This window comes from Pseudonocardia bannensis, assembly GCF_012911875.1.
GTDB classification, from domain to species: Bacteria; Actinomycetota; Actinomycetes; order Mycobacteriales; family Pseudonocardiaceae; genus Pseudonocardia; species Pseudonocardia bannensis.
Genome location: NZ_JAAXKZ010000093.1, coordinates 1 through 24557 on the forward strand (window position 1 = coordinate 1; position 24557 = coordinate 24557).

General features: G+C 73.7%; 22 protein-coding genes. 9 read left to right on the plus strand and 13 right to left on the minus strand.

The window, feature by feature from the left end; genetic code table 11:
- The first annotated feature begins 91 nt into the window (after positions 1-91).
- On the plus strand, positions 92-1621 hold the full coding sequence (locus tag HF519_RS21270) for a CYTH and CHAD domain-containing protein (protein WP_169414752.1): 1530 nt from the start codon (positions 92-94) through the stop codon (positions 1619-1621).
- A gap of 558 nt (positions 1622-2179) precedes the next feature.
- On the opposite strand, the gene HF519_RS21275 is transcribed toward HF519_RS21270, so the two are convergent.
- The 5 genes from HF519_RS21275 to HF519_RS21295 form a co-directional block, all read right to left on the minus strand.
- Positions 2180-2551, minus strand: a complete 372-nt coding sequence (locus HF519_RS21275; protein WP_169414753.1) for a hypothetical protein — start codon at positions 2549-2551, stop codon at positions 2180-2182.
- A gap of 33 nt (positions 2552-2584) precedes the next feature.
- Complete coding sequence (locus tag HF519_RS21280; protein WP_169414754.1) at positions 2585-3433, minus strand: universal stress protein; 849 nt, start codon at positions 3431-3433, stop codon at positions 2585-2587.
- The gene (locus HF519_RS21285) at positions 3433-3837 is read right to left on the minus strand and encodes a universal stress protein (protein ID WP_169414755.1); all 405 of its coding nucleotides are present in this window, start codon (positions 3835-3837) and stop codon (positions 3433-3435) included. Before HF519_RS21285 ends, HF519_RS21280 begins: the two co-directional genes overlap by 1 nt.
- Before the next feature lie 88 nt (positions 3838-3925).
- Complete coding sequence (locus HF519_RS21290) at positions 3926-4129, minus strand: DUF1918 domain-containing protein (protein ID WP_169414756.1); 204 nt, start codon at positions 4127-4129, stop codon at positions 3926-3928.
- A gap of 158 nt (positions 4130-4287) precedes the next feature.
- Complete coding sequence (locus HF519_RS21295) at positions 4288-5289, minus strand: Acg family FMN-binding oxidoreductase (RefSeq protein ID WP_169414757.1); 1002 nt, start codon at positions 5287-5289, stop codon at positions 4288-4290.
- A gap of 221 nt (positions 5290-5510) precedes the next feature.
- Between HF519_RS21295 and HF519_RS21300 the strand changes: the two genes are divergently transcribed.
- A complete protein-coding gene (locus HF519_RS21300; RefSeq protein WP_312860255.1) occupies positions 5511-7232 on the plus strand; it encodes a GAF domain-containing sensor histidine kinase in 1722 nt (573 codons plus the stop codon).
- Between the two features lie 17 nt (positions 7233-7249).
- On the opposite strand, the gene HF519_RS21305 is transcribed toward HF519_RS21300, so the two are convergent.
- The 3 genes from HF519_RS21305 to HF519_RS21315 all read right to left on the minus strand — a co-directional run bounded on the left by HF519_RS21305 (position 7250) and on the right by HF519_RS21315 (position 9784).
- Entirely contained in the window at positions 7250-7912 is a 663-nt protein-coding gene (locus HF519_RS21305) for a response regulator (protein WP_169414758.1), read from the minus strand.
- A 115-nt stretch (positions 7913-8027) separates the two neighbouring features.
- Positions 8028-8969 (minus strand): Acg family FMN-binding oxidoreductase, encoded by a 942-nt coding sequence (locus HF519_RS21310; protein WP_169414759.1) that lies wholly within the window; start codon positions 8967-8969, stop codon positions 8028-8030.
- A gap of 110 nt (positions 8970-9079) precedes the next feature.
- Positions 9080-9784: a response regulator transcription factor gene (locus HF519_RS21315; RefSeq protein ID WP_169414760.1), complete on the minus strand. Its 705-nt coding sequence runs from the start codon at positions 9782-9784 to the stop codon at positions 9080-9082.
- Positions 9785-9906: 122 nt separating this feature from the next.
- Here HF519_RS21315 and HF519_RS21320 point away from each other — a divergent pair, with 122 nt between their 5' ends.
- The 3 genes from HF519_RS21320 (at position 9907) to HF519_RS21330 (ending at position 13743) form a co-directional block, all read left to right on the plus strand.
- The gene (locus tag HF519_RS21320) at positions 9907-11184 is read left to right on the plus strand and encodes an LCP family protein (RefSeq protein ID WP_169414761.1); all 1278 of its coding nucleotides are present in this window, start codon (positions 9907-9909) and stop codon (positions 11182-11184) included.
- 540 nt (positions 11185-11724) lie between these two features.
- Positions 11725-13029, plus strand: coding sequence for a citrate synthase (locus tag HF519_RS21325; RefSeq protein ID WP_169414762.1), 1305 nt, complete (start codon positions 11725-11727; stop codon positions 13027-13029).
- A 282-nt stretch (positions 13030-13311) separates the two neighbouring features.
- The gene (locus HF519_RS21330; RefSeq protein WP_169414763.1) at positions 13312-13743 is read left to right on the plus strand and encodes an Hsp20/alpha crystallin family protein; all 432 of its coding nucleotides are present in this window, start codon (positions 13312-13314) and stop codon (positions 13741-13743) included.
- A 590-nt stretch (positions 13744-14333) separates the two neighbouring features.
- Here HF519_RS21330 and ppgK read toward each other — a convergent pair.
- Together ppgK and pgm are read right to left on the minus strand one after the other, a co-directional pair.
- Entirely contained in the window at positions 14334-15089 is a 756-nt protein-coding gene (gene ppgK, locus HF519_RS21335) for a polyphosphate--glucose phosphotransferase (protein WP_169414764.1), read from the minus strand.
- Between the two features lie 19 nt (positions 15090-15108).
- Positions 15109-16761: a phosphoglucomutase (alpha-D-glucose-1,6-bisphosphate-dependent) gene (gene pgm, locus HF519_RS21340; protein ID WP_169414765.1), complete on the minus strand. Its 1653-nt coding sequence runs from the start codon at positions 16759-16761 to the stop codon at positions 15109-15111.
- Between the two features lie 181 nt (positions 16762-16942).
- On the opposite strand from pgm, the gene HF519_RS21345 reads away from it, so the two are divergent.
- A complete protein-coding gene (locus HF519_RS21345; RefSeq protein ID WP_169414766.1) occupies positions 16943-18325 on the plus strand; it encodes a cytochrome ubiquinol oxidase subunit I in 1383 nt (460 codons plus the stop codon).
- 109 nt (positions 18326-18434) lie between these two features.
- The gene (locus tag HF519_RS21350) at positions 18435-19454 is read left to right on the plus strand and encodes a cytochrome d ubiquinol oxidase subunit II (protein ID WP_169414767.1); all 1020 of its coding nucleotides are present in this window, start codon (positions 18435-18437) and stop codon (positions 19452-19454) included.
- Positions 19455-19653: 199 nt separating this feature from the next.
- Here HF519_RS21350 and HF519_RS21355 read toward each other — a convergent pair whose 3' ends face one another.
- Positions 19654-20745: an AbrB family transcriptional regulator gene (locus HF519_RS21355; RefSeq protein WP_312860256.1), complete on the minus strand. Its 1092-nt coding sequence runs from the start codon at positions 20743-20745 to the stop codon at positions 19654-19656.
- 66 nt (positions 20746-20811) lie between these two features.
- On the minus strand, positions 20812-21807 hold the full coding sequence (locus HF519_RS21360; RefSeq protein WP_169414769.1) for a hypothetical protein: 996 nt from the start codon (positions 21805-21807) through the stop codon (positions 20812-20814).
- A gap of 117 nt (positions 21808-21924) precedes the next feature.
- On the opposite strand from HF519_RS21360, the gene HF519_RS21365 reads away from it, so the two are divergent.
- On the plus strand, positions 21925-22539 hold the full coding sequence (locus HF519_RS21365) for a hypothetical protein (protein ID WP_169414770.1): 615 nt from the start codon (positions 21925-21927) through the stop codon (positions 22537-22539).
- Positions 22536-23381 (plus strand): hypothetical protein, encoded by an 846-nt coding sequence (locus HF519_RS21370; RefSeq protein ID WP_169414771.1) that lies wholly within the window; start codon positions 22536-22538, stop codon positions 23379-23381. The genes HF519_RS21365 and HF519_RS21370 overlap by 4 nt, the downstream gene beginning before the upstream one ends.
- A gap of 63 nt (positions 23382-23444) precedes the next feature.
- Here HF519_RS21370 and HF519_RS21375 read toward each other — a convergent pair.
- Positions 23445-24557, minus strand: a 1113-nt coding sequence (locus HF519_RS21375) for a serine hydrolase domain-containing protein (RefSeq protein WP_169414772.1), incomplete at its 5' end; no start/stop codon positions are given.

Genomic DNA, 24557 nt, shown 5'->3' on the forward strand with positions numbered 1-24557 from the left:
ACCACCGGCTCCGGCACCCAGGCCGTGAGCTGGACACACGGCCGGCGCCCGCGCACTCCCGCGCCGGGCCGCCATCCGGTAGGCATTGCCAATGGCGACGACGGTGCGGGAGACCGAGCGCAAGTACGAGGCGGGCGGTGCGGGGCTCGACCTGGGGGCGCTGGTGGAACGGCTGGCCGCAGCGGCGAACGGGGTGGCGCCGGCGGTCCCGGTGACGATGTCGTTGTCCGCGGTCTACTACGACACCGCCGACCTCCGGCTGGCCCGGGCCGGGTTGACCCTGCGCCGCCGCCGCGGGGGCGACGACGCGGGCTGGCACCTCAAGCTGCCCGCCGGGACCGACAGCCGGGACGAGGTCCGGCTCCCGCTCGGACGCTCCACCCGCCCGCCCGCGCACCTCGTCGGGTTGACGCGGGCGTCGCACCGCGGCGCCGGCCTCGCGCCCGTGGCCCAGCTCGACAACCGCCGCCGGCGGTGGGTGCTCACCGACAGCGAGGGCCGCACGCTCGCCGAGGTCGTCGACGACCAGGTCACCGCCACGACCCCGGACGGGGCCCCGCCCACGTCCTGGGACGAGATCGAGGTCGAGCTCGCCGACGGGGCCGATCCCGCGGTGCTGGACCGGATCGAGGCCGAACTCCTCGCCGCGGGTGCCGCGCGGTCGGCGTCGTCATCGAAGCTGGGGCGGGTGCTCGCCGACCGGATGCCCCTGGCTCCCGGCCCGCCGCGGGCGGGGCCGAAGGCCACTGCCGGCGAGGCGGTGCTGGCCTACCTGGGCCGGCAGGCCGAGGCGATCCGCCGCACGGACCCGGCGGTCCGTCGTGAGCTGCCCGATGCGGTGCACCAGATGCGGGTCGCCTGCCGGCGGCTGCGCAGTGCGTTGCAGGCCTTCGCCCCGCTGTTCGATCCCGAGCGCGTCGCCGGGCTCACCGACGAGCTGCGCTGGCTGGCGGGGGAGCTGGGCGCGGCCCGCGACCTCGAAGTGCTGGAGGGGCGGCTCGACAGCGCCGTCGCGCGGCTGCCCTCGGAGCTGGTGCTCGGCCCGGTGTCCGCCCGGCTCACCCGCTACTTCGCCCCCCGGCGGGCCGAGGCCGCTGCCGCGGCGACCGCCGCGCTGGACAGCGACCGCTACCTGGTCCTGCTCGACCGGATCGACCAGCTGCAGGCCGACCCCCCGCTGACCCGGCGGGCCGCCCGCCCGGCCCGCACCGAGCTGCCGGCCCGGGTCCGGCGCAGCCTGCGCCGCGCCGAACGGGCCCTGCGGGAGGCCGCCGTGCAGCCCCCCGGGGAGGAGCGCGACACCGCGCTGCACACGCTGCGCAAGGCGGCCAAGCGGCTGCGTTATGCCGCCGAGGCGAGCGTGCCCGTCGTCGGGAAGCGGGCGAGCCGGTTCGTCGACGAGGTGAAGGGCGTGCAGGAACTGCTCGGTGAACGACAGGACTCCGCGGTGGCCCGCTCGGTGCTGCGCCAGCTCGGGGCCGCCGCCCACACCGGGCGGGAGAACGGCTTCACCTACGGGCTGCTGTACCGCGACGAGGTCGCCCGCTCCGAGCGGGCCGAGGCCGGGCTGGACGACGCGTGGGCCGCGCTGCGGAAGCGGGCCGGGTGGGCGGATGGCTGAACCGGTGACACGGCTCGCCGGCCGTCGTCACGCGAAGCCCGCCGGCATGCGCGGCCGGCTCGGCGAGGACGAGTGGGCCCGGCCGCGACGGTCGGGGGGCTGATGGCGTCGCGGCCGGGGTCTGCGGGCCCGGCGGGGCCGATCGGGGGATGGAGACGAGCTGTGGTGGGCCGGCGGACGCGCGGTTCGAGCACCCGGTCGCGGTGCTGCAGCGTCGGGCCGCGGTGCGTGACCAGCCCGACGCTGCGCCACGACGGGCCGAGGCTGCTGAACCCGGACCGCAGCGTCTCCACTTCGGGCGGCGTCCGGCAGGGTCCATCGGCCCCCCGCTCGGCCGCCTTCCACGTGCGCACCCGGGACCCTCGGCCCGGGACAGTGGGCCGATCGGCCCCCTGTGATGCCAGGCATGCGGAGCCCGGGATCTTGGGCCCTGGGGTGGACGGTTCCACGAGGCGGACTCCGGGCGTCCACGGGTGCCCGCGCGACGCCGCATCCCCGGGGCGGGCTGAGGTCCCGGCCCCGGCCGAACTCCTCGCAGCAGCCGAACTCGCCGTCGGATCAGACGACCCCGTCGTCGGCGGCGCGCACCACGAAGTCGGCGACCTCCCCGGCCGGCGGGGTCGGCCCGGCGGCCAGGCTCGTGCGACGAGCAAGGGCGGGGCCGCCGACGCACGCGGTGCAGACCGACCAACCGAGGCGGGCGTTCCATGACGCCGAGACGAGGATGCGGGACGGTCCGGCCGCCGGGGAGAGCGTCGGGAGGGCGGGGCTGTCGAAGAGCACGACCGCGCCCTCCTCGCCGTGCAGGATCGCGCCGTCCACCAGCAGGTTCCGCCGCTCCAGCTCGGACACCACCTCGAGCAGGTACCGTCCGGCACCCCGGCCGGCGGGCGCCGCGTCGTCCCCGGCCGGCCGGGTGACCGTGCTCATGATCGACTCCTGTCTCTGCGCGGTGCGGTCAGGTCAGCCGGCCCGGGCGACACGGGCGAGGACCGGCCGGGAGCGTTGCGTCGGCGATCCGGCGCAGGCGATCGCGACCGGGCACACGCCGCCCCGCAACAGGGCTCGGGTGCGCCGGCCGGGCGTCCGGCGCCCGTGCCCGCCCCGGCCGACGACCATGAGCTGGGCGCTGTCGGAGCGCTCCAGCAGCGACCAGGTGGGGAGCCCGCGCACGATCTCCCGGCGCACCACCAGGCCCGGATACCGATCGGCCTGCCCGGCCAGGCACCCGCCGAGCAGTCGCTCGGCGGCTTCGCGGCCCGGCTCCGGCTCCCGGTGACGCAGCCGCCGCACCGCCGCGGCGGGGCTCTCGAACCAGACGTGCACCGCCACGAGCGGGCTGCCCCGTTCGTCGGCGATCCGGGCCGCGAGGTCCACGGCCGCCCGGCTGTCGGGCGAGCCGTCCACGGCGACGACGATCGGCCGCGCCCGGTCGGGAACCGGCCGCCCCGCAGCGGCCCGCACCGCCACGACCGGGCAGCCGGCGCGACGGCTGACGGTGGCGGGGGCCGGGGTGTCGAACCGGCCGGCCCCGCAGCCGACGACCAGCAGGTCGGCGTCCAGGGACCGGACGGTCAGGATCTCCGCCGGATCGCCGGCCCAGAGCTCGACGCGGACGTCGACGTCGGCGGTGGCCCGGGCGATGGTCCGTGCGCGTTCGAGGACCCGGGCCGCGTTCCCCGTCGCGCCCCCCGCGCACACGATGACCAGCGGGCAGCTCCGCAACCCCGCCTCCTCTGCCGCCCACGCGACGGCCCGGACCGCGCTTCCGGTCCCGTCGGCGCCGACGAGCACCGGTCGGGAGTGAGTCACTACACCCGGCTCTCCACCATCGGCACGACGAGGACCGGACCCTCGGCCTGCTCCTGCACCTGTGCGGCGACCGGGCCCAGCCGGTCCGGCACGGCCCCTGCGCCGAGCACCAGAACGGATGCGTCGCGTGCCTCGTCCAACAGCGCCTCGGCCGCCGGCTCGTCGGTGATCGTCACCGTGATGATCAACCCGGACCGCCCGGTCGTGCTGAACCGGGCCACCCGGGTGGCGCCCGCGACGATCGCGTCGATGCGCTGCGAGGTGTCGTCGTCGCGCACCGCATAGACCAGCCGCAACGGGACATGCCGCTGCTCGGCCTCCACGGCGGCCGCGGCCACCGCCCGCAACGAGCATCGCGAGCCGTCCACGCCGACCACCACGTTGCCCACCGCTGTTGCTCTCATCGAACCGCCTGTCGTCGTCCACCGCCCCGCGGCACGACCCTGCCCGCCGGGGAAGGGCCGGCGGCAGGGCCGAAAGGCCTGCGGCGCTTCAGCTGCGGCGCTGGACCTCCGCCCGCGGAACGACCATCGAGTCGGGCCCCGGGTACAGGATCGACTCGTGGCCGTCCTGCCAGCGGACCCGGTAGTGGCTGGTCTCGTCGGCTCCGAGAACCTCCAGAACTTCGCCCCGGCGCGGGGGCTGGTCCAGGGTCACCGTGTTGATGACGATCTCGTCCCCGATCGCGGCGCGCATGGGCGTCTCCTCTCCGTGCCTGGGCAGAGGGTCCTCCGCGCGCGGCGTCCGGACCCAGGGCCGGATGTCACCCCGGGATCGGGTCGGTCAGCCCTCGCGCCGCGGCCGGGCTGGATGCGCGGCCGGGCGCGGCGGGGTTCAGCGGGGTTCAGCGGGGTTCAGGAGGTGACGGTGGGCTCGCGCACCAGCAGATCCGCGACCGGGCGCCGAGGTGTCGCCGGCACGGGCCAGCCGTAGCCGATCCGCAGCACGACCTGCGGGGGGTGCGCGCCGCTGATCAGGCGGCGCAGCTGCTCCCGGATTCCGGGCACCTCGACGAGCTGGGACATGAACGACACCGAGAGCCCGCGCGCGGTGGCGGTGAGCAGCACGTGTTCGAGGGCCTGGCCGGCCTGCAGTTCGGCCGTGGGCCCCGACAGGTGCGCGCTGAGCACGGCGATGAGCGGCCCGCCCTCGACGTCCCCGTCCGCGACCGGGGCCCGGCCGTCGCCGCAGCTGTCGTCGTGGAGCACCCAGGCGTCCGGTGCCGTGGGTAGCGGTCCGCCCTGCGCAGCCGGAACGCCGTCCATGCGGGTGCCGTCCCCGGTCCACTCGGCGAGCTCGGCCCGGAACGCCGGGTCGCACATCTGCACCTCGTGGGCGGCGACGGCGAGACGGCCCACCTCGGCCCGTTCCGCGGGACCCGCCACGATGTGCAGCCACGCGTTCTCGTCCAGCGCCGCCCGGCGCAGCGCGTGCAGTTCCGGGGCGGCCACGGGCGTGTCGCTGAGGGGCCGGCGGCTGGTGCGGCGCAACGGAAGCGCCCGCACCAGACGGTGCATCTCCGCTGTCGTCGGCTTGTGACCGCCGTGGCGCACCGTGGCGAGCAGCTCCGGACGGTCGCGGTCCGGGAACAGGGTGGTGGTCGGACGGATCCCGAGTCCGTGCAGCGCCGTGCGCAGGTTGAACAACGCCGCTCCGCAGGCCAGCCGCAGCTCGCGATCGTCGGGGTCGGCCACCGGCAGCCGCCGGGCCGGGTCGGTGTGCAGTTCGATCGCGTGGGGCAGGACGCGGAACCGCCACGGCTGGGTGTTGTGCACCGAAGGGGCTCGTCCTGCGGCCGCGAGCAATTCGCTGACCTGCTCGGAGGTCAGGCCCAGGGCAGCGGGAATCTCGTTCATCGCGCCGCTCCATCACGAGGAGGAACCCGGGACCGCGTCCGCCCCGGGCGCTGCCACCCTGCGCGTCGGCATCCGTCGGCCGACACGGCCGAACGGCCCGCCGGCACGGGGTGACTGGGCCCGGGCACCTCGTGCGCGCCTGCTTGTCCGTCCCGGGGGGCCGTGCCACCGTGGAGCGGGGTCGTCGGGGGGCGACGATCCCGCTGTGGGACGGAGCGACGGTGGACGAGGAGCACTTTCCCGGCGCACCGGCCCAGCCCCCCTCCAAGGTGCTGGCCGGATTGCGTCTCGACGAGCTGCTGCTCGGAGTGCAGGACCGACTGATCGAGATCATCCATACGCGGGACCGCATGCAGGGCCTGCTCGACGCCGTGCTCGCCGTCGCCGCCGGGCTCGAGCTGGACACCACCTTGCGTCGCATCGTGCAGGCGGCGGTCGACCTCGTCGACGCCCGGTACGGCGCGCTCGGCGTGCTGGCCCCGAGCGGAGGCATCTCCCGATTCATCCACGTCGGGATCGACGACGTCACGCGGGCCCGGATGGGCTCGCTGCCGGAGGGCAAGGGCCTGCTCGGCCAACTCATCATCGATCCGCGGCCGCTGCGGCTCGCGGACCTGGGCACCCACCCCGCCTCGGTGGGCTTCCCGCCGAACCACCCTCCGATGCACAGCTTCGTGGGCGTGCCCATCCGGGTGCGGGACTCGGTCTTCGGCAACCTGTACCTGACCGAGAAGCGCGGCGGCGGCGAGTTCACCGCCGACGACGAGGTGGTCCTGGAGGCGCTGGCGGCCGCGGCGGGCATCGCCGTGCAGAACGCGGACCTGTTCGAACAGGGGCTGCTGCGGCAGCGGTTGCTGGAGGCCGCCGGAGAGATCCGCGCTGAACTCCTCTCCGGCGCGACCGAGGGCGACGCCCTGCGGCTGATCGTCCAGCGCACCCTCGAGCTGACCCGCGCCGACGCCGCCGTGATCGTGCTGGGGCCCTCCCCGCGGGACGGCCACTTCGAGATCAGTGCCCAGTGCGGGCCGGACGAGCCCAACCTGCTCGGCCGACGCCTGCACGGGCGCGGGCAGCTGCTGGAGGAGCTGGTCGAGAGCCGCACCCCGGTGCTCACCGGCTCCGCCGCGGATCTGTTCTCCGAGATCGGCTGCGAGCTGCCCCAGTACGGACCCACGGTCGCGGTGCCGATGCAGTCCGTGGAGAAGGTCACCGGAGTGCTGGTTGCGCTGCGCCGCGACGGTACCGAGCCGTTCCAGCCCGCGGAGATCCCGTTGCTGGTCTCGTTCGCCGACCAGGCCACGCTGGCCCTGGAGCTGGGGGAGAAGAACCGCGCCCAGCGCCAGCTCGACGTGTTCGCCGATCGCGACCGGATCGCCCGGGACCTGCACGACCACGTGATCCAGCGGCTGTTCGCCACCGGGCTGCGGCTGCAGAGCACGCTGCGCCGCTCCAACCGTCCCGATGTGCAGGAGCGCATCCAGCAGGCCGTCGACGAACTCGACCAGACCGTCCGGGAGATCCGCACCGCCATCTTCGACCTGCACTCGCCGGTGAACGGAGCGGAGTCCGGGTTGCGCCGCCAGCTCCTCGACACCGTCGCCCAGGCCGCCGCGGACTCGGGCCTGTCACCGTCGGTCCAGATCTCCGGACCGGTGGACACGCTCGTCTCGTCCGCGGTCGCCGCCCATGCGGTGGCGGTGGTCCGCGAGGCGGTGAGCAATGCGGTGCGGCATGCCGACGCGGACTCGCTGCTGGTCACCATCCAGGCGGAGGACGAGCTCGCGATCGAGGTGGTCGACGACGGGATCGGGCTCGATCCCGAGGCCGCGCACAGCGGGCTGCGCAACCTGTCCCAGCGGGCCGCGGAGTGCGGCGGAGCCTTCACCGCCGAGGCCGAGGCCGTCGGTGGCACCCGGCTGATCTGGCGCGTACCGCTGCGGTGAGCCGGCCACCGCCCGGCTCAGGTCGGCTTGGCGCGCCCGGCGTTGCGGCGCCGTTCCGTGGCGTACACCGCCGCCTCGGTGCGCCGCGCGAACCCGAGTTTGTGCAGCAGTGAGGAGACGTAGTTCTTGACCGTCTTCTCCGCGAGGTACATCTCGGCGCCGATCTGACGGTTGGTCAGCCCGTCGGCGATCAGGTTGAGAATGCGCTGCTCCTGCGGGGACAGCGACTCGTATCGGGGATCGGTGGGGTCGTCGCCCCTGCGCAGCCGCTCCAGGACCAGCGCGGTCGCCTTGGGGTCCAGCAGCGAGCCCCCGGCGGCGATCGTGCGCACCGCGCCGATCAGGTCCACCCCGGCCACCTGCTTGAGCAGGTACCCGGCGGCCCCGGCCATGATCGCGCCGAAGAGGGCCTCGTCGTCGGAGTAGGAGGTGAGCATGAGGCACGCCGGGGGCGGATGCACCGAGGACCGGACCTCCCGGCAGACCGAGACGCCCTCCCCGTCGGGCAGCCGCACGTCCAGGATGGCCACGTCCGGGCGTAGCGCCGGGATCCGCGCCAGCGCCTGGGCCGCGGTCCCGGCCTCGCCGACGACCTCGATGTCGTCCTCGGTCTCCAGCAGCTGGGCGATACCGCGCCGCACGATCTCGTGGTCATCCAGCAGGAATACCGAGATGCTCACGTCCGGCCTCCACGGGTCCGCTGCGGCGGCCGTGCTGCCGCCGACCGGCTCACCTTCGCGCCGGTAGGACCCCTCCGACAGGGCCGATCGGCAATGCCGGGTGCGTCGATATGGGTCAGTCCGGCAACAGCACCGAGTCCAGCAACCGGCGGGGGGTGGCCGGCAGCCGCGCCGCGCCGTCCGTCGGCCACCCCACCCTGACGGCCACCTGTGGGTGCTCCGCAGGCGCGTCCGGTCTCCGGGCGCGGGTGGTGGTCAGGGCCTGGCTCAACAGCGTGCTGGCCAGCCCCAGCCCGGTCGCCGTCAGCAGCACCGCGCTGGCTGCCTCACCGGTGGCCAGTCGGTCGGCGATGGAGTCGGCGGGGGTGGTGAGCACGAGCAGGCAACTGCCGTCCGCCGCTGCTGCCCCGATCGCGCGAGCCTCGGCCCGTCGGTGGTCAGGCGGCCGATCCTGCAACGGCGTGGCTCCCGGCTCGGGCCACACGGTCAACTCGTCGGGCGTGCCGATGACATACCGGATCCGGGTTGCGGCCTCGGCCAGGGCGGCGTCGAGGCGTGCCAGGGCGGCGTCGCAGGTGAGAGGATGCAGCCCGGTTCCCTCTGCCGCGGCGCGCTCCCGCAGGGTGTCGAGGAGGGCCCGGCGCACCGGCCGGAGTCCGAACCGGCGACGGTCGGTGCGCCGCCGGTCGATCATCGGCCGCAGCTGGGCGTCGGCGCGGTCCGGGAGTCCGGGGACCGCCTCCACGGTGGCCAGGTGCGCCGGCTCGCCCGGATCGGGTAGCCGGGTGACCCGGCAGGCCCATCCGGCCCCGGCGAGGGCGACCCGGAGATGGTGCAACGCCGCCCCGCAGCTGATCACCAGGTCGCGCCGGTCCGGGTCCTCGGCGCTGCGGTGCCGGCCGTCGTCGGCGTGCAGTTCGACGGAGCCCCGGCGGACCCGCCAGCGCCAGGGTTGCGAGTTCTGGACCGACGGTGCCCGCAGCGCAAGCTCCACGGCCCGGCGCATCGCGTCTGCGCCGGGCAGCCGATCGACGCAACGGATGGCCTCGGTGCTCACCGGGTCAGGCTGTCGACCGGCGATTGCGGCGGGCAGGGGCGAAGGTCCCGACATCTGGGCGAAAACGGATGGGTCCCGGTGGCGCCGGGCCGGCCCTGCTCGGCCCGGCGTCACCGCGCGGCCGGGATCTCGAGCCGGTAGCCGTGCCCGCGGAGGGTGACGATCCGCGGCACCACGGCGCCGGTGGCCTCGACGAGCTCGGCGATCTTGCGGCGCAACGCGGCGACGTGCACGTCGAGGGTCTTGGTCGAGCCGAACCAGTGCTCGTCCCACACGTCGGCCATCAGGGTCTCCCGGCCGACGGCCACATCGGGTTCGGCGGCGAGCCGGGCGAGCAGGTCGAACTCCTTGGCCCGCAGCCGCAGCTCCCGGCCGGCGATCGTGACGCGGCGGCTCACCGGGTCGACCAGCAGGTCGCCCAGCGGCGGGGTCGGCGCCACGGACGGCTTCGGGCCGCCGCGACGCAGGTGGGCGCGTACCCGGGCGTGCAGCTCGGTGAGCCGCACCGGTTTGGTGAGGTAGTCGTCGGCCCCGGCCTCGAGCCCGACCACCACGTCCATCTCGGTGGTCCTGGCGGTCAGCATCACGACCACCGCGCCGGGCTGTTCCCTCCGGAGCCGCCGGCACACCTCGACCCCGTCGAGGTCGGGCAGACCGAGATCCAGGAGTACCAGGTCGAACTCGGCGGCCGCCGCCCGGCGCAGGGCGTGCAGCCCCGAACGCTCCCACACCACCTCGTGGCCGTGGGCCCTGAGGCTGGACTCGAGTACCTCACCGATCGTCCGGTCGTCCTCCACCACGAGCAGTACGGCCACGGCCGACAGCGTAATGAGCCCCTGCCGAACGTCGTCTCCGCCCGCCCGGGGCCGTTCGGCCCTTGCGCTGCGGGGCCGGCGCGGCTGCACTGATCGGCCCGGGACGAGGACGGGGAGGCGGGATGGCGCGTGTGGCGATCCCGGGTGGCCCCAGGCCCGGCCGCCTCCACCGGGTCGCCCGGGTCGTGGTCGCGCTGCTGTCGGCGCTCGTCCTGGGACTCACCGGGTACGGCTGGGCGCAGCTGAACGGCCTGCTCTCCGGGCTGACCGCGACGGACGTCATCGGCCGGGGCGGCGACCGGGACGGAGAGGAGAACATCCTGGTCGTGGGCGTGGACAGTCGCACCGATGCGTCGGGCCGTCCGCTGCCCCAGGAGGTCCTGGACCGGTTGCACGCCGGGGACAGCGATGACGGTGGCACCACGACCGACACCATGCTGCTGGTGCACGTCCCCGCCGACGGGGGTTCCGCTGCGGTCATCTCCCTGCCGCGCGACGCCTACGTCCCCATCGCCGACGGCTGGGGCACCCACAAGATCAACTCTGCGTTCACGTTCGGCCGCGCGGCCGCCGTCGTGCGCCTCCGGAGCGCGGGGGCGACCGGACCCGTGCTGGAGATCCAGGCCGACGCGGCGGGCGCCCGGACCGCGATCCGGACGGTCGAGCAACTGACCGGTGTCCGGATCACCCACTACATCGCCCTCAACCTGGTCGGGTTCCACGACCTCAGCGAGGCGGTCGGCGGGGTGCCGGTGTGCCTGAACGCGGCCGTGCGCGACAGCCTGTCCGGTGCCGAGTTCCCGGCCGGACCGCAGACCGTGCGCGGGGCGCGGGCGCTGGCCTTCGTCCGGCAGCGCCACGGCCTGGAGCACGGCGACCTGGACCGGGTGCGCCGCCAGCAGGCGTTCCTCGCCGGACTGGTCCGCTCCGCGCTCTCCGCGGGCACGCTGGCCGACCCGGCCGCACTGCGCCGGATCACCGAGGCGCTGCAGGGGTCCGTGACGGTCGACCAGGGCTGGGACCTGACGGCGTTCACCGGACGCCTCGCCCGGATCGGCGCGGGCGGGGTCGTGTTCACGACCATCCCGGTGGGCAGCCTGGCCGTGCAGACACCGACGGACGGGGTGGCCGTGCAGGTGGATCCGGCGAAGGTGGCGCGGTTCGTGCAGCGCGTCGTCGCCGACCCGTCGGCAGCGTCGTCCCCAGCAGCCGACGCCGAGGCTGCAACCCCCGCCGCACCCGCGGGCGCGGTCCCCGGCCGGCCACCGGACGGGGACGCCGGTGGGTCCCCGTCCGCCACGCCCGGGCCGGCCCGAACGGGGGGCCCGTCCGCCACGCCGGGACCGGGGCGGCCACCTCCGTCGTCGTTCTCCGCGTCCGCACCCGTGTGCGTGGACTGACCGGCAGCGAGCACCCGGCCTGTCCGGGCGGGAGATCAGCTGGAACGGTCTGACGATCAGAGACCCGGTGGCCCGGACACGCGACGGGGACGAGTTCCACGCCCTCGGGCAGCGGGCCGATGACGACGGCCCGGTGAATCAGACGTGCTCCCTGAGCAGGGTCCGGGCACTCCGGACAGCCGATCCGATGATTCCGGGGGAGCGGACCTCGCCCGCGGATGACTTCCGGAAACAGGTCGCGAACGCCATGGGACCTCGTATTCCTCGATCGCGATCGAGCACGACAGGTCGGGGCGCGCTCGATGCGCTGTCGGCGCCGAGGTGGGTATGACCGGTACGTCGTTCCCGCAGGCGGGTCTCGATCCGGCGCCATGACAACCGGGCGTCGTTCAGATGCGGCGGAGCCTGCGGGGCCGTAGCGTGGCGCTGGACACGGCCGCCTCACCACCGGAGTTCGCCTCGGGAATGGTGTCGTCCCGGCGGACGCGGGGCGGGCGGCGCGGTCAGGAATCATCCCGGCCCGAGGTGAGGAATTCGCCGATGTCCGACGATGACGGTGCCGACCGCACCGCAACACTGTGCTATCCCGGCGGCGAGTACAAGACCTCGGTCGTCGGGGCGACCGAGGGTACGTGCGGAGTCCGGCTGGGCTCGATGCTCAGCGAGACCGGACTGGTCACCCTCGACCCCGGGTTCGTCAACACCGGTGCGTGTCGTTCGGGAATCACCTACATCGATGGTGATGCGGGCATCCTGCGATACCGCGGTTATCCCATCGAGCAGCTCGCGGAACGCTCCACCTTCGTCGAGGTCGGTTACCTGCTCATCTATGGAGAGCTGCCGACCAGGCAGCAGCTCGGGCGGTTCGCCGAGCAGATTCACCGCCATACGCTGTTGCACGAGGACCTGAAGCACTTCTTCGACGGGTTTCCGGCCGATGCGCACCCGATGCCGGTGCTGTCGTCGGCGGTCTCGGCACTGTCGACGTTCTACCAGAACAGCCTCGATCCCTTCGACGAACCGAACGTCGACCTGTCGAGCGTTCGGCTGATGGCCAAGGTGCCCACCATCGCCGCCTACGCCTACAAGAAGTCGATCGGTCAACCCATGCTCTACCCGGACAACTCACTCGGACTGGTGGAGAACTTCCTGCGGCTGACGTTCGGCCTGCCCGCCGAGACCTACGAGGTCGATCCCGAGATGGCTCGCACGCTGGACATGCTGTTCATCCTGCACGCCGACCACGAGCAGAACTGCTCGACCTCGACGGTACGGATGGTCGGCTCGGCGCAGGCCAACCTGTTCGCCTCGGTCTCGGCGGGCATCAACGCGTTGTTCGGCCCGCTGCACGGCGGTGCCAACGCCGCGGTGCTCGAGATGCTGGAGTCGATCCGCGACGATCACGGCAACGCCGACGGGTTCGTCGCGAAGGTGAAGGACCAGAAGCCGGGCGTCCGGCTGATGGGGTTCGGGCACCGGGTCTACAAGAACTACGACCCGCGCGCGGCGATCGTCCGTGACGCTGCCGGTGGGATCATCGACAAGCTCGGCGGTGGGGACGAATTGCTCGATATCGCCCGGCGTCTCGAGGAGCTCGCGCTCGGCGACGACTACTTCATCGAGCGCAAGCTGTACCCGAACGTCGACTTCTACACCGGCCTGATCTACAAGGCGATGGGCTTCCCGACCGAGATGTTCACCGTGCTGTTCGCGATCGGCCGGCTGCCTGGTTGGATCGCGCACTGGCGCGAGATGATCGACGACCCGGACACCCGCATCGCCCGCCCGCGCCAGGTCTATACCGGACCGGCGCAGCGGGATTTCGTGGCGATCGGCGAACGCTGAGCGTGGACCGCCGCCCAGGGTGGCCCCGGGGCCCGGAGGAGCGAGCTGGCCGGCGCAGCGGGGCGTCCACCGGGGTCGAGGTGGGCGTCGATCCCTCGGCCGCTCGTCCCGGTCCCGTCCCGAGCAGGGGTGTCTGCTCTTGCGACCGGCATATATCTGATCCTTGCGCTGCCACAAATCTCTACCTACGATTGCAGATATGAATGTGCCCGCGGTCACGCCGCGGGCCGAGGTGGCAGCTGCATCGCGACTTGACGCCGATCATGAAGGGAGTGACCTGCGATGTTGATGCGTACCGATCCGTTCCGGGAGTTGGACCGGCTGACGCAGCAGTTCCTCGGTGTCAACGGGACGACGGTGCGGCCGGTGGTGATGCCGCTGGACGCCTACCGCCAGGGTGATCAGCTCGTGGTGCATCTCGACCTGCCTGGGATCGACGTCGACTCGATCGACCTCGAGGTGGAGCGCAACGCGCTCACCGTCCGCGCCGAGCGGCGGTTGGTGACCGGGGACGACGCGGAGTTCCAGGTGGCCGAGCGACCCCGCGGCACCTTCTCGCGGCAGCTGCTCCTCGGGAATGCCCTCGACGCCGATCGGATCGAGGCGTCCTACGACTGCGGTGTGCTGACCTTGCGGATCCCGATGGCCGAGCGGGCCGAGCCGCGCAGGATCGCCATCTCCTCAGGCGACGGATCCACGCAGATCGACGCCTGATCGGGCCGACCGAGCACGTCTGCTCGGACCGTTGATCAGATCGTTCGAGGGTGATGACCCCTGAGCAGAGGCGGTGACCGACGATGCGCCCACGACTGCACGAGCGACCCGACCCGGGACGGCAGGTCCGGCTCGGCGGGTCTCACACCGAGAGTGAGGAGTTCGCCGAGCTGGTATGCGCCGATCCCGAGCTGCTGGCCGCGGAGTTCGCCGCGATCATCGCCGAGAACTTCCCCGACTCGGCCGGTGAGGGCCGGCGAGGCCGAATCCCGCCTCGGCCGGCATCGCCCCGCGCCACCGACGCCGTGGCGCCGGTCCGGTTCCCACCGCCGAGCCGGCCAGGTCCTGGGCGGACCCGCGGGGACCGCAGGTGCAGCGGGACCCTGCGACGCGGCGGACGGGCCCGCGGCCCGCCGTGCTGATGCGCACGGCCCCGGACCGGTTGCGCCGGCTGGTGCGACGGTTCGGGCGGTACGGCCACGGGTGGCAGCCGTCCCCGGCGGAGTTCAGCTCTCCCGGCGGGTCACGCGCGGGGCCGGCGGGGTGGCCCGCCGGCCCGGTGCCACCGGGAACATCGGCCCTCCGGCAGATCACCCCGCCTCCGCGGCGAGCAGCGCGGCACCGATGATGCCGGCCTCGTTGAGCAGTGCCGCGGGCACGATCGGGGTGCGTGTGTGCACGTGGGGAAGCCACTTCGCGGCCTTCTTGCTGACCCCGCCGCCGGCGACGATCAGATCGGGCCACAGCAGGTCCTCGACGTGGCGGTAGTAGCGGGTCAGCCGGGCACCCCACTCCTCCCAGGACAGCCCCTCGCGCTCGCGGGCGGAGTCGGCCGCCTGGGTCTCGGCGTCGTGACCGTCGATCTCCAGGTGGCCCAGCTCGGTGTTGGGCACCAGCCGTCCGCCGGTCAGCAGCGCCGAGCCGATGCCGGTGCCCAGGGTCGTCACCAGGACGACGCCGTCGTGGTCCCGGGCCGCGCCCAGGCGCGCCTCGGCGACCCCGGCGGCGTCGGCGTCGTTGACGACCAGGGCCCTGCGGCCGGTCTTGGACCGCATCAGGCCGTGCGCGTCGACCCCGATCCAGCCCGGGTCGACGTTCGCGGCGGTCCGCACGATGCCGTGCTGCACGACGGCGGGGAAGGTGCAGCCGAACCGGTGGCGCCAGTCGAAGTGGTCGAGTACCTGGCCGACGACCTCGGCCACGGCCTCGGGCGTCGCCGGCTGGGGGGTCGGGATGCGCAGTCGTTTCGCGGCCAGCTTCCCTTCGTGCAGGTCCACCGGCGCGCCCTTGATGCCCGAGCCGCCGATGTCGATGCCGAATCCCGGCCGCCGGTCCTCATGGCTCACCGCGTCAGTCCTCCGAACGTCACCGGGCGTCGTCACCGAGCGCGGCCGCGACCACGTCGCGGGCCTCCTCCTGGATCCGGGCGAGGTGCTCGGGTCCCCGGAAGCTCTCCGCGTACACCTTGTACACGTCCTCGGTGCCCGACGGGCGGGCGGCGAACCACCCCGACTCGGTCGTCACCTTGAGCCCGCCCAGGGCCTCGCCGTTACCGGGGGCGGTGGTGAGCCGCGACGTGATCGGCTCGCCCGCGAGTTCGGTGGCGGCCACGTCGTCGGCGGACAGCTTCGCGAGCCGGGCCTTGGCCTCGCGGGTGGTGGCGACGTCGATCCGGGCGTAGGCCGGGTCGCCGAAGCGCCCCGTGAGGTCGCGGTAGTGCTCGCTCGGGGTACGGCCGGTGACCGCGGCGATCTCGGAGGCGAGCAGGGCGAGGATGATCCCGTCCTTGTCGGTCGACCACGGCGTGCCGTCGTTGCGCAGGTAGGACGCGCCCGCGCTCTCCTCGCCGCCGAACCCGACCGACCCGTCGCGCAGCCCCGGCACGAACCACTTGAACCCGACCGGTACCTCCAGCAGATCGCGGCCCAGGTCGGCGGTCACCCGGTCGATCATGGACGAGCTGACCGCGGTCTTGCCGACCGCGGCACCCGCCGGCCACCCGGGCCGGTGCGCGAACAGGTAGCCGATCGCGACGGCGAGGTAGTGGTTCGGGTTCATCAGACCGCTGTCGGCGGTGACGATGCCGTGCCGGTCGGCGTCGGCGTCGTTGCCCGTGGCGACCTGGAAGTCCGCGCGCCGTGCGACGAGGGAGGCCATCGCGTGCGGCGACGAACAGTCCATCCGGATCTTGCCGTCCCAGTCCAGCGTCATGAACCCGAACGTCGGGTCGGTGCGCGGGTTGACCACGGTGAGGTCGAGGCGGTGGCGCTCGGCGATGGCCGTCCAGTAGTCGACGGCGGCGCCGCCGAGCGGGTCGGCGGCCAGCCGGATACCGGCCGATCGGATCGCGTCGAGGTCGATCACGGCCGGCAGGTCGTCGACGTAGGTGCCGAGGAAGTCGTAGGTCCCGACGTACTCGCCCGTGCGCGCTCGGCTCAGTGGGATCCGGCGCACCCCGGTGAGACCGGCCTCGAGCAGTTCGTTGGCCCGCGCGGCGATCCACCCGGTCGCGTCCGTGCCGGCCGGTCCGCCGTGCGGCGGGTTGTACTTGAAGCCGCCGTCGGCCGGGGGGTTGTGCGACGGGGTGATGACGACCCCGTCGGCGAGCCCGGTCGTGCGGCCGCGATTGTGGGTGAGGATCGCATGCGAGACCGCGGGTGTCGGGGTGAAACCGTCGGCTGCGTCCACGAGCACTCGGACCCCGTTCGCGGCGAACACCTCGACGGCGGTGGTCCACGCCGGCTCGGACAGTGCGTGCGTGTCGCGGCCGAGGTACAGCGGCCCGTCGGTGCCCTGGGCGACGCGGTACTCGCAGATCGCCTGGCTGGTCGCCGCGATGTGGTCGTCGTTGAACGTGGCGGCGAACGACGACCCCCGGTGCCCGGAGGTCCCGAAGGCCACCCGCTGCTCGGCGACCGCGGGGTCGGGGTGCTGGTCGTGGTAGGCGGCGAGCAACTTCTCGACCTCGACGAGGTCGCCGGGCTGCGCCGGCGTTCCGGCGCGGGGGTGGGTGGCCATCGCTGCTCCTTACTGCGGCAGGACGCCCGGGCGCGGTCCGCCGCGTCGGGTCGTTCCCAGCCTGCCCGATGCGTCCGGTGCTGCAAACGCCGGTCCGGACCGTTCCGGTGGGTTCAGTCCGGCAGGCGCGGGAACCCCGGGACACGCCGGTGGTGAGGCGGTCGAGGAGCGGAGGCCGAGGATGGACGGGGCCGGATACGTGCTCGCCGACGCCGCGGCCAACCTGTACCCGGCGCGGATGCAGATGGCGCTGTCGCTGGGGTGGCACATCGTGTTCGCGTGCTTCGGCATCGCCTTCCCGGCGCTCGTCCTGTTCGCGGAGTGGCGGTCGCACCGCGACGGCGACGTGGTGCTGCGCGACCTCGCACACACGTGGGCGAAGGCGATGGGCCTGCTGTTCGCCGCGGGGGCGGTGTCCGGGACCGTCCTGTCGTTCGAGATGGGCGTGCTGTGGCCGGGCCTGATGGACCGCTTCGGCGCCGTCTTCGGGTTCCCGTTCGTGCTGGAAGGGTTCGCGTTCTTCATCGAGGCGATCTTCGTCGGGGTCTACCTGTACGGCTGGGACCGGCTGCCGCCCCGGGTGCACATGCTCACGGCCCTGCCGATCGTCGCGTCCGGGCTGGCCGGGGCGTTCTTCGTGGTCTCGGCGAACGCGTGGATGAACCACCCGCAGGGTTTCCGGCTGGACGCCGCCGGGCGGGTCGTCGACGCCGATCCGATCGACGGGATGTTCAACCCCGGGACGGCGCCGCAGGTCGTGCACATGCTGCTGGCCGCGTACATGGTCACCGGGTTCACGGTCGCCTCGGTCTACGCCATCGGGATGCTGCGCGGACGGCGCGACAGCTACCACCGGCTCGGGCTGATGATCCCGCTGACCGCGGCCGCGGTCGCCGCGCCGGTGCAGGTGGCCGTCGGCGACTGGATCGCGAACGTCGTCGCCGACCACCAGCCGGTCAAGCTCGCCGCGATGGAGGGCCTCGCGCGGACGCACAGCGGGGTGCCGCTGTCGCTCGGCGGCGTGTGGATCGACGGCGAACTGCGGGGCGCGCTGCATGTGCCGTACGGGCTGTCGTTGCTGGTGACCCATGACCCCAACGGGACGGTCACCGGACTCGACAGCGTCCCGCCGGAGCTGTGGCCGCCGGTCAACATCGTCCACCTCGCCTACAACCTCATGATCGGGATCGGCACCGCGCTGCTGCTCCTGGCCGTCTGGCTCGGGCTGAGCTGGTGGCGACGCCGGCGGATTCCGCGGTCGCGGTGGTTCCTGCGAGCGGTCGCGGTGTCCGGCGTGGCCGCCGTGCTGGCCATGGAGGCCGGCTGGACGACGACCGAGGTCGGCCGTCAGCCGTGGATCGTCTACGAGGTCGTGCGCACCGCCGAGGCCGTCAGCCCCGCCCCGGGCCTGCAGTTCGGCTTCTACGCGGTGCTCGTCGTCTACACGGTGCTGACCGTGGCGACCGTCGTCGTGCTGCGCAGGCTGGCCGGCCGGCACGACCGACCGGTGGCGCCGCAGGAGGTCGCCACCCCGGGCCCGGAGCCGCTGGTCGGGGAGCGATGAGCGCGCCCGCCGACCGCTCATCGACACCGCGCCCGCGGGCGGGCGGGCGAGCGGGTCGTGGATACAGCGCCCGGCGCGAAGCACCGGCCTCGCGCGGTGAGGGCCGGCGATGAGCCTCGCGGAGGCCGTGCTGGCCGCCATGTGGGTCGGGGTGATCGCCTACGCCCTCTTCGGCGGCGCCGACTTCGGGGCCGGGATCTGGGACCTGCTGGCCGGGGGAGCCCGCCGCGGTGCGGGGCAGCGAGCGCTGATCGAGCATGCGATCGGCCCGGTGTGGGAGGCCAACCACGTCTGGCTGATCTTCATCCTGGTCGTGTTGTGGACCGCGTTCCCGCCGGCGTTCGCGGCGATCGCGTCGACCCTGTACATCCCCGTCCTGCTGGCGGCGTTCGGCATGATCGCCCGGGGGGCGGCCTTCGCGTTCCGCGCGGGCGTCGAGACCCTGACCGAGCGCCGGCTGCTCGGTGGCGCCTTCGCGATCGCGTCGCTGTTCACACCGTTCTTCCTGGGCGCGGTCGCGGGTGCGGTTGCGTCGGGTCGGGTGCCCCCGGGGATCGCGGCGGGCGACGTGATCGCCAGCTGGCTGAATCCGACCTCGCTGTTCAGCGGCGTACTGGCCGTCGTGGTGTGCGGCTACCTCGCGGCGGTGTTCCTGTGCGAGGACGCCCGCCGGGAGGGGCACCCGGAGCTGGCCGGGCGGTTCCGGGCCCGGGCCCTGGGCAGCGGTGTCGTCGCCGGAGCGCTCGCGCTCGCCGGGATCGCGGTGTTGCGCGCCGACGCGCCCCTGTTGTTCTCCGAGCTGCGAGGCCGGGCGCTGCCGGTCGTCGCGGCCTCCGCCGCGGCCGGCCTGGCCTCGCTCGCGCTGCTCCTGCGCCGGCGCTACGTCGCGGCCCGGGTCACGGCTGCGGCCGCGGTGACGACGGTGCTCATCGGGTGGGCCGTGGCGCAGTACCCCTACCTGCTCGAGCCGGGGCTGACCATCGACCAGGGTGCGGCCGGGCCGACGACGCTGCGGGCGGTGCTGATCTCCGTCCTCGTCGGGGCGGTGCTGCTGGTGCCCTCGCTGGTCTTCCTCTACCGGCTCTTCCAGCGCGGTGCCCCGCGCGCGAGCGCTGATTCCACCGGGTGACCTGCACCAGTTCGACACCCGAGCGCCACCTGGACGACCAGGGGAGAGCCGGCCTGGCTCGACGCGGCGGAGCAGGCGCTGCACTCCGGCGCGCATCGGCCGAGCCGGTCGGCAACCGACGTGCAGGTACCGGGGGTTGGTGATCAGCCTCAACGCGGTCGGGAAGCGGGGAATACGGCGTTGTGGGGCCGCAATGCGGTCAGGGGCGGCGGAAGCGGCTCAGCAGCCGGGCCAGGAACGGCGCGATCAGCAGCATGATGATCACCCGCAGCACCTGGACGGCGACCACGAACGTCACGTTCCCGCCGGCCGAGATCGCGGTCGCCAGCACCGCGTAGACCCCGCCGGGTGTGGTCGCGAGGTAGCCCTCCAGCGGTGTGACCCCTGTCAGGCGCGACAGCAGCAGGCCCAGCGCCGCACAGACCCCCACGATCCCGAAGATCAGCGCCGTGGCCAGTGGCAGTACCCGGGCCACCGTCCCCAGACTGGCCCGGGTGAATCGCACCCCGGCCTGCCACCCGATCACCGCGTACGCGACGGCCACGATCAGTTCGGGGGGCGTCGCCCCGAACGTCGCGCCCGACAGGCTCAGCGCCAGCGCGACGACCAGGGGCCCGAGCAGGCTCCCGGCCGGCACCCGGGTGAGCCGGGCCAGCGGGATCCCGACGGCGCAGCACACCACCAGCAGCGCCGTCCCCGGATACCAGGGCGCGCCGGCCTCGGCCGGCGCGACCGCACCGGAGTGCCCGGCGCCGAAGACCAGCGTCGCGACCACCGGCATCGTCGCGGTCACCAGGCCGACGCGCAGGTACTGCACGACGGCGACGAGCCGCTCGTCCCCGCCCAGTTCCCGGCTGATGGCGACCAGCCCCGAGGCGCCGCCCGCGGTCAAGGACAGCATCCCGGTCAATGGCGACACCCCGCGCTGCAGACCCAGCAGCAGCCCTGCTGCCATGCTGAGGACGAGCGTTCCCAGGCTGACCGCCAGCACCGGCAGCCAATCCTGTGCGACGGCGGAGAGCGTCGAGCTCTGCGCGAGCACCCCGATCACGACGCCGATGACGGCCTGAGCGACCGACGTCGCCGGTCGCGGCACGCGCTCGGGGGCCCGGCCGAGCAGGGCGAGCACGGTGCCCACCAGCAACCCGGCGAACAGCGCGGGGGAGGGCACCGCGAATGCGTCCATCGCGAGGGTGGTCGGCACGGTGAGCCCGACGAGCAGTGCCCACCGACCCCAGGGCGCCGTCCTCAGCCTGGCCGCCGTTCCTGCGGTCCGCGCACATACGCCCACCCACGAACCCTCCCAGACCCGTCGGCCGGTGCCGCCGAGCGCCCTGCCCGCGCCACGTGCGCCGGGTCAGGCTTCGCTGAGGTTGCGGAGCCGGGTGCGGGCGAACGACAGGGCGGTGGCGGCCGTGCGTGCCGCGCGGGCGGACTCCCGCTCGGCGTCCGCGGCGGCCCGCTTCGTCTCCGCCGCCGCACGCTCCTCGACGCGGGCGTGCTCCAGGGCCGCCGCGAGCTCGTCGACGCGGCTGCGGGCCAGCGCGTGCTCCCGCTCGGCGTCCGCGCTCTCCGCCCGGTCGGCCTCGAGCTGCTGCTCGGCCTCGGCCGCCGCCTCGAGGGCCTGCTCGAGATCGCGCTCGGCGGCCGCGATCTCGCACGCGCGGCGCTCCCGCTCCGCGCGTTCCCGTTCGGCGCGTTCCCGTTCGGCGCGTTCCCGCTCGGCCCGCTCGTCCTCGGCCTGCTCGTCCTCGGCCCGGTCGGCTTCGTCGGCCGGCTCGGCCGCGGCACCGGCCCTCCCCCGGACGGGGGTGATCGGGCTGGGCCGGTCCGCCGGGCGTGGCGCGGCGTCCGGCTCGATCTCGGGGCCGAAACCCGAGTAGCTGACCGTCCGGGTCAGTCGGCCGGAGCGGACCTCCGCCGCGATGCCCGGGTCCGCGAGTGCCGCCTCGAGGATGCCCCGCAGGTCACGCTCCGTGGCCTCGGTGACCGAGTGGCCGCGCTGCCGTGCCAGGCGGCGCGCTTCCCGGGCCATCGCCGCCACGATCTTGTGACGCTGGGCCGAGAGCGTCCGCAGCGCGGCGCCGTCGAGGCTGCGCTGGGCCTCGGACAGGCTCTCGGCGATCCCCAGTAGCCCCTCGAGCTGCTCGGCGCGGTCGCGGGCGAGCAGGTTGGCGAGCCATGCGGCCTGCGTCGGCCGGCGCAACCGGCCGATCGCGCGGGCCGCCCTCCGGTCGCCGTCCTCCCGGGCCGCGGCGACCCATTCGTCCCGGGCCGCGACGAACTCCGCCGGCGGCAGGCCGTACAGTGCTTCGGCGGCCGCGTCGACGTCGATCGGGTCCGTTCGGCTCATCGCGTGACGGAGGGGTGGGCGAACCGGCTCATCCTCACTCGATCCAGTGTGATTGGTGCCACAGATCCACTTATCCCGATACCGATTGTCACGTCAACCGGCCGGGCAGTCCGTTCCATGAACAGCTCCGCAGTCATCGTAGTGATCATCGTGGCGGTCGTCGTCCTGGCTGCGATCGGGGCGGCGGTCTACCTCCTCGGGGGCCGGCGGCGTAGCGAGCGGCTCAAGGAGCGATTCGGACCCGAGTACGAGCGCAGCCTCGCCGAGACCGACGACCGGCGGAAGACCGAGGAACAGCTGGCCGAGCGGGAGAAGCGGCACCGCAAGCTGAGCCTGCGCTCCCTGGACGATCGTGAGCGTGCCGGGTTCCAGGACCGGTGGATCGCGGTGCAGCGGGGCTTCGTCGACGACCCCGACCGCGCCGTCGAGCGGGCCGACGCCCTGATCGTCGAGATCATGTCCGCCCGGGGCTACCCGGTCACCGACTTCGACCAGCGTGCCGCCGACATCTCCGTGGAGCATCCCGTCGTCGTGCAGCACTACCGCGAGGCTCAGCGCATCTCCGCCGCGAACGCCCGTGGCGGCGTCGACACCGAGGAGCTGCGCCGGGCCGTGACGTCCTATCGGTCGCTGGTCGAGGCGCTGCTCGACGAGCACGGCGCCCGCGACCGCTCCCGCGAGGACTCGCACAACGGCAGGACCAGCCCGAGGAACGAGGAGACGCAGGTATGAGCAGAATCGACGAGTCGAGCTCGCGGCCGGCGGGCGAGCGGCGCCGTCTCGCGGACGACCCGCAGGGACACGACGCCATCGGCCACGGGGACCCGCGCGACGCCGGCACCGGTCACGGGAGGCTTCGCGACGAACCCGGCGGGGCCGCATCAGGGGAGCGGCTGACGCTGGACGACCGGCTCGCCGCCGCGGGGTCCGGGGAGACCGGTACCGGCCACCGTGGCACCGCCGTCGCGGACGATCGTGCCGCCGGCGGCCGGGGCCACGACGACCCGGGGTCCGGTGACGGGGCCTGGGCATCCGACGACCGGGGGTTCGGCGACCGAGCCGATGCCTCCGGCGACCCGGGGCACCGGGCCGGAACCGTTGATGACCGAGCTGATGACCGAGCTGTTGACCGAGCTGATGATCGGGCCCCTCGTGACCGCGCCTTCGACGGGCGGGCCGCGGACCCCGAGCGCGGCCGCGCTCCGGCCGACACCGCAGACGCCCGGGCCCCCGGAGACCTCACCGGGGACGAGGGGTCGGCCGGCGCCACCCGGCCCGAGCAGCAGGTCGGGCGACGCGACGACAACCTGGCGACGCTCATCCCGCATGATCGCTCGGCCTCCCACCGGGCCCGGTGGGAGGCGCTGAAGGCCGACTTCGTCGACGATCCACGCTCCGCGGTCCGGGGTGCCGACCAGCTCGTCGGTCAGGTCCTCGACGAGATCGAGGACCTGTTCCGCCGCCGGCGCAGTGAGCTGGAGCGCGACTGGAACGACGAGCAGGCGTCCACCGAGGACCTGCGGCTCGCGCTCGGCCGCTACCGGAGCTTCTTCGACCGGCTGTTGTCGTTCTGACCTCGTACTGATCGTCCGGAACGGGCCCGACCGCGGCACCCCTGCGGGGGAGTGCCGCGGTCGTCATGCCGGGAGCACCTGCTGGGCGATGATCCGTGCGAGCTCGTCGGCGGGCAGGCCGGAGCCGAGGTAGGTGTTGGGGGCCAGCAGCAGGTTGGCCAGGACGATGACCGTGGCGCCCGTGGTGGGCTGGTAGCCGAGGAAGGTCTGAAAGCCCGGGATCGCGCCGTTGTGCCCGATGAGGCCGCTGAAGGACCGGTCGATGCCCAGGCCGTAGTTGCCGTCGGCGCTGAACTGCAGGCGTTCGGCCTGCGTCGCGGGACTCAGCAGCGTCCCGGTGGCCAGCGCCCGGGCCCAGATCCGCAGGTCGTGCACGGTGGAGATGGCCGCCCCGTCGGCGTAGGTGTAGGACGGGCTCCAGTCGGTGGCGTCGGTGGGGGCGACGCCCGGGGCGACCGTGACCTGGGCGGCCGCCGCGTCACCGCTCAGCGCCGCCTGGTAGGCCTGGATGCTCTCGACGTTGGTGCCGAACATGTACCCGCGCGGGTGCGGGTCGGGGATCGAACTGTCGTCGCGCGCGGGCAGCGTGGTGTCGTGCATCACCAGCGGTGTGAAGATGCGCTGCGCCATGAGCTCACGTAGCGGGGCGCCGCCGGCCCGTTCGGCGATCTGCCCGAGCAGCAGGTAGTTCGTGTTCGTGTACTGGAACGCCTGCCCGGGCGCGAACGCCGGTGGGTGCGAGAAGGCGATCGCGAGCAGTTCCTGGTCGTTCCACACCTTCTGGGGCTGCGCGTCGAGCGTCGCGTTCAGGCCGAGGTCGTCGGTGGTGTTGTACAGCCCGCTGCGCTGGGCGAGCAGGTCCCGGACCGTGATCGTCGCGCCGTTCGGCACGTCCGCCACGTACGTCGCGACGGGATCGTCGAGGCGGACCTTCCCTTCGTCGACCAGTTGCAGCACCACCGTCGCGGTGAACGTCTTGGTGACGCTGGCGATCCGCATGTGGTCGTCGACCTGCATGGGCGCGCCGGTCGGGAGGTCGCCGGTGCCCAGTGCGGTCAGCCAGGTGCCCTGACCGGGCACGTCCACCAGCACGATCGCTCCCGGCGTACGCAGGTCGCGGAGCCGGGTCTCCAGGGCCGGTTGCAACGCCATGGCGAACGCGGGGACCGGTGCGGG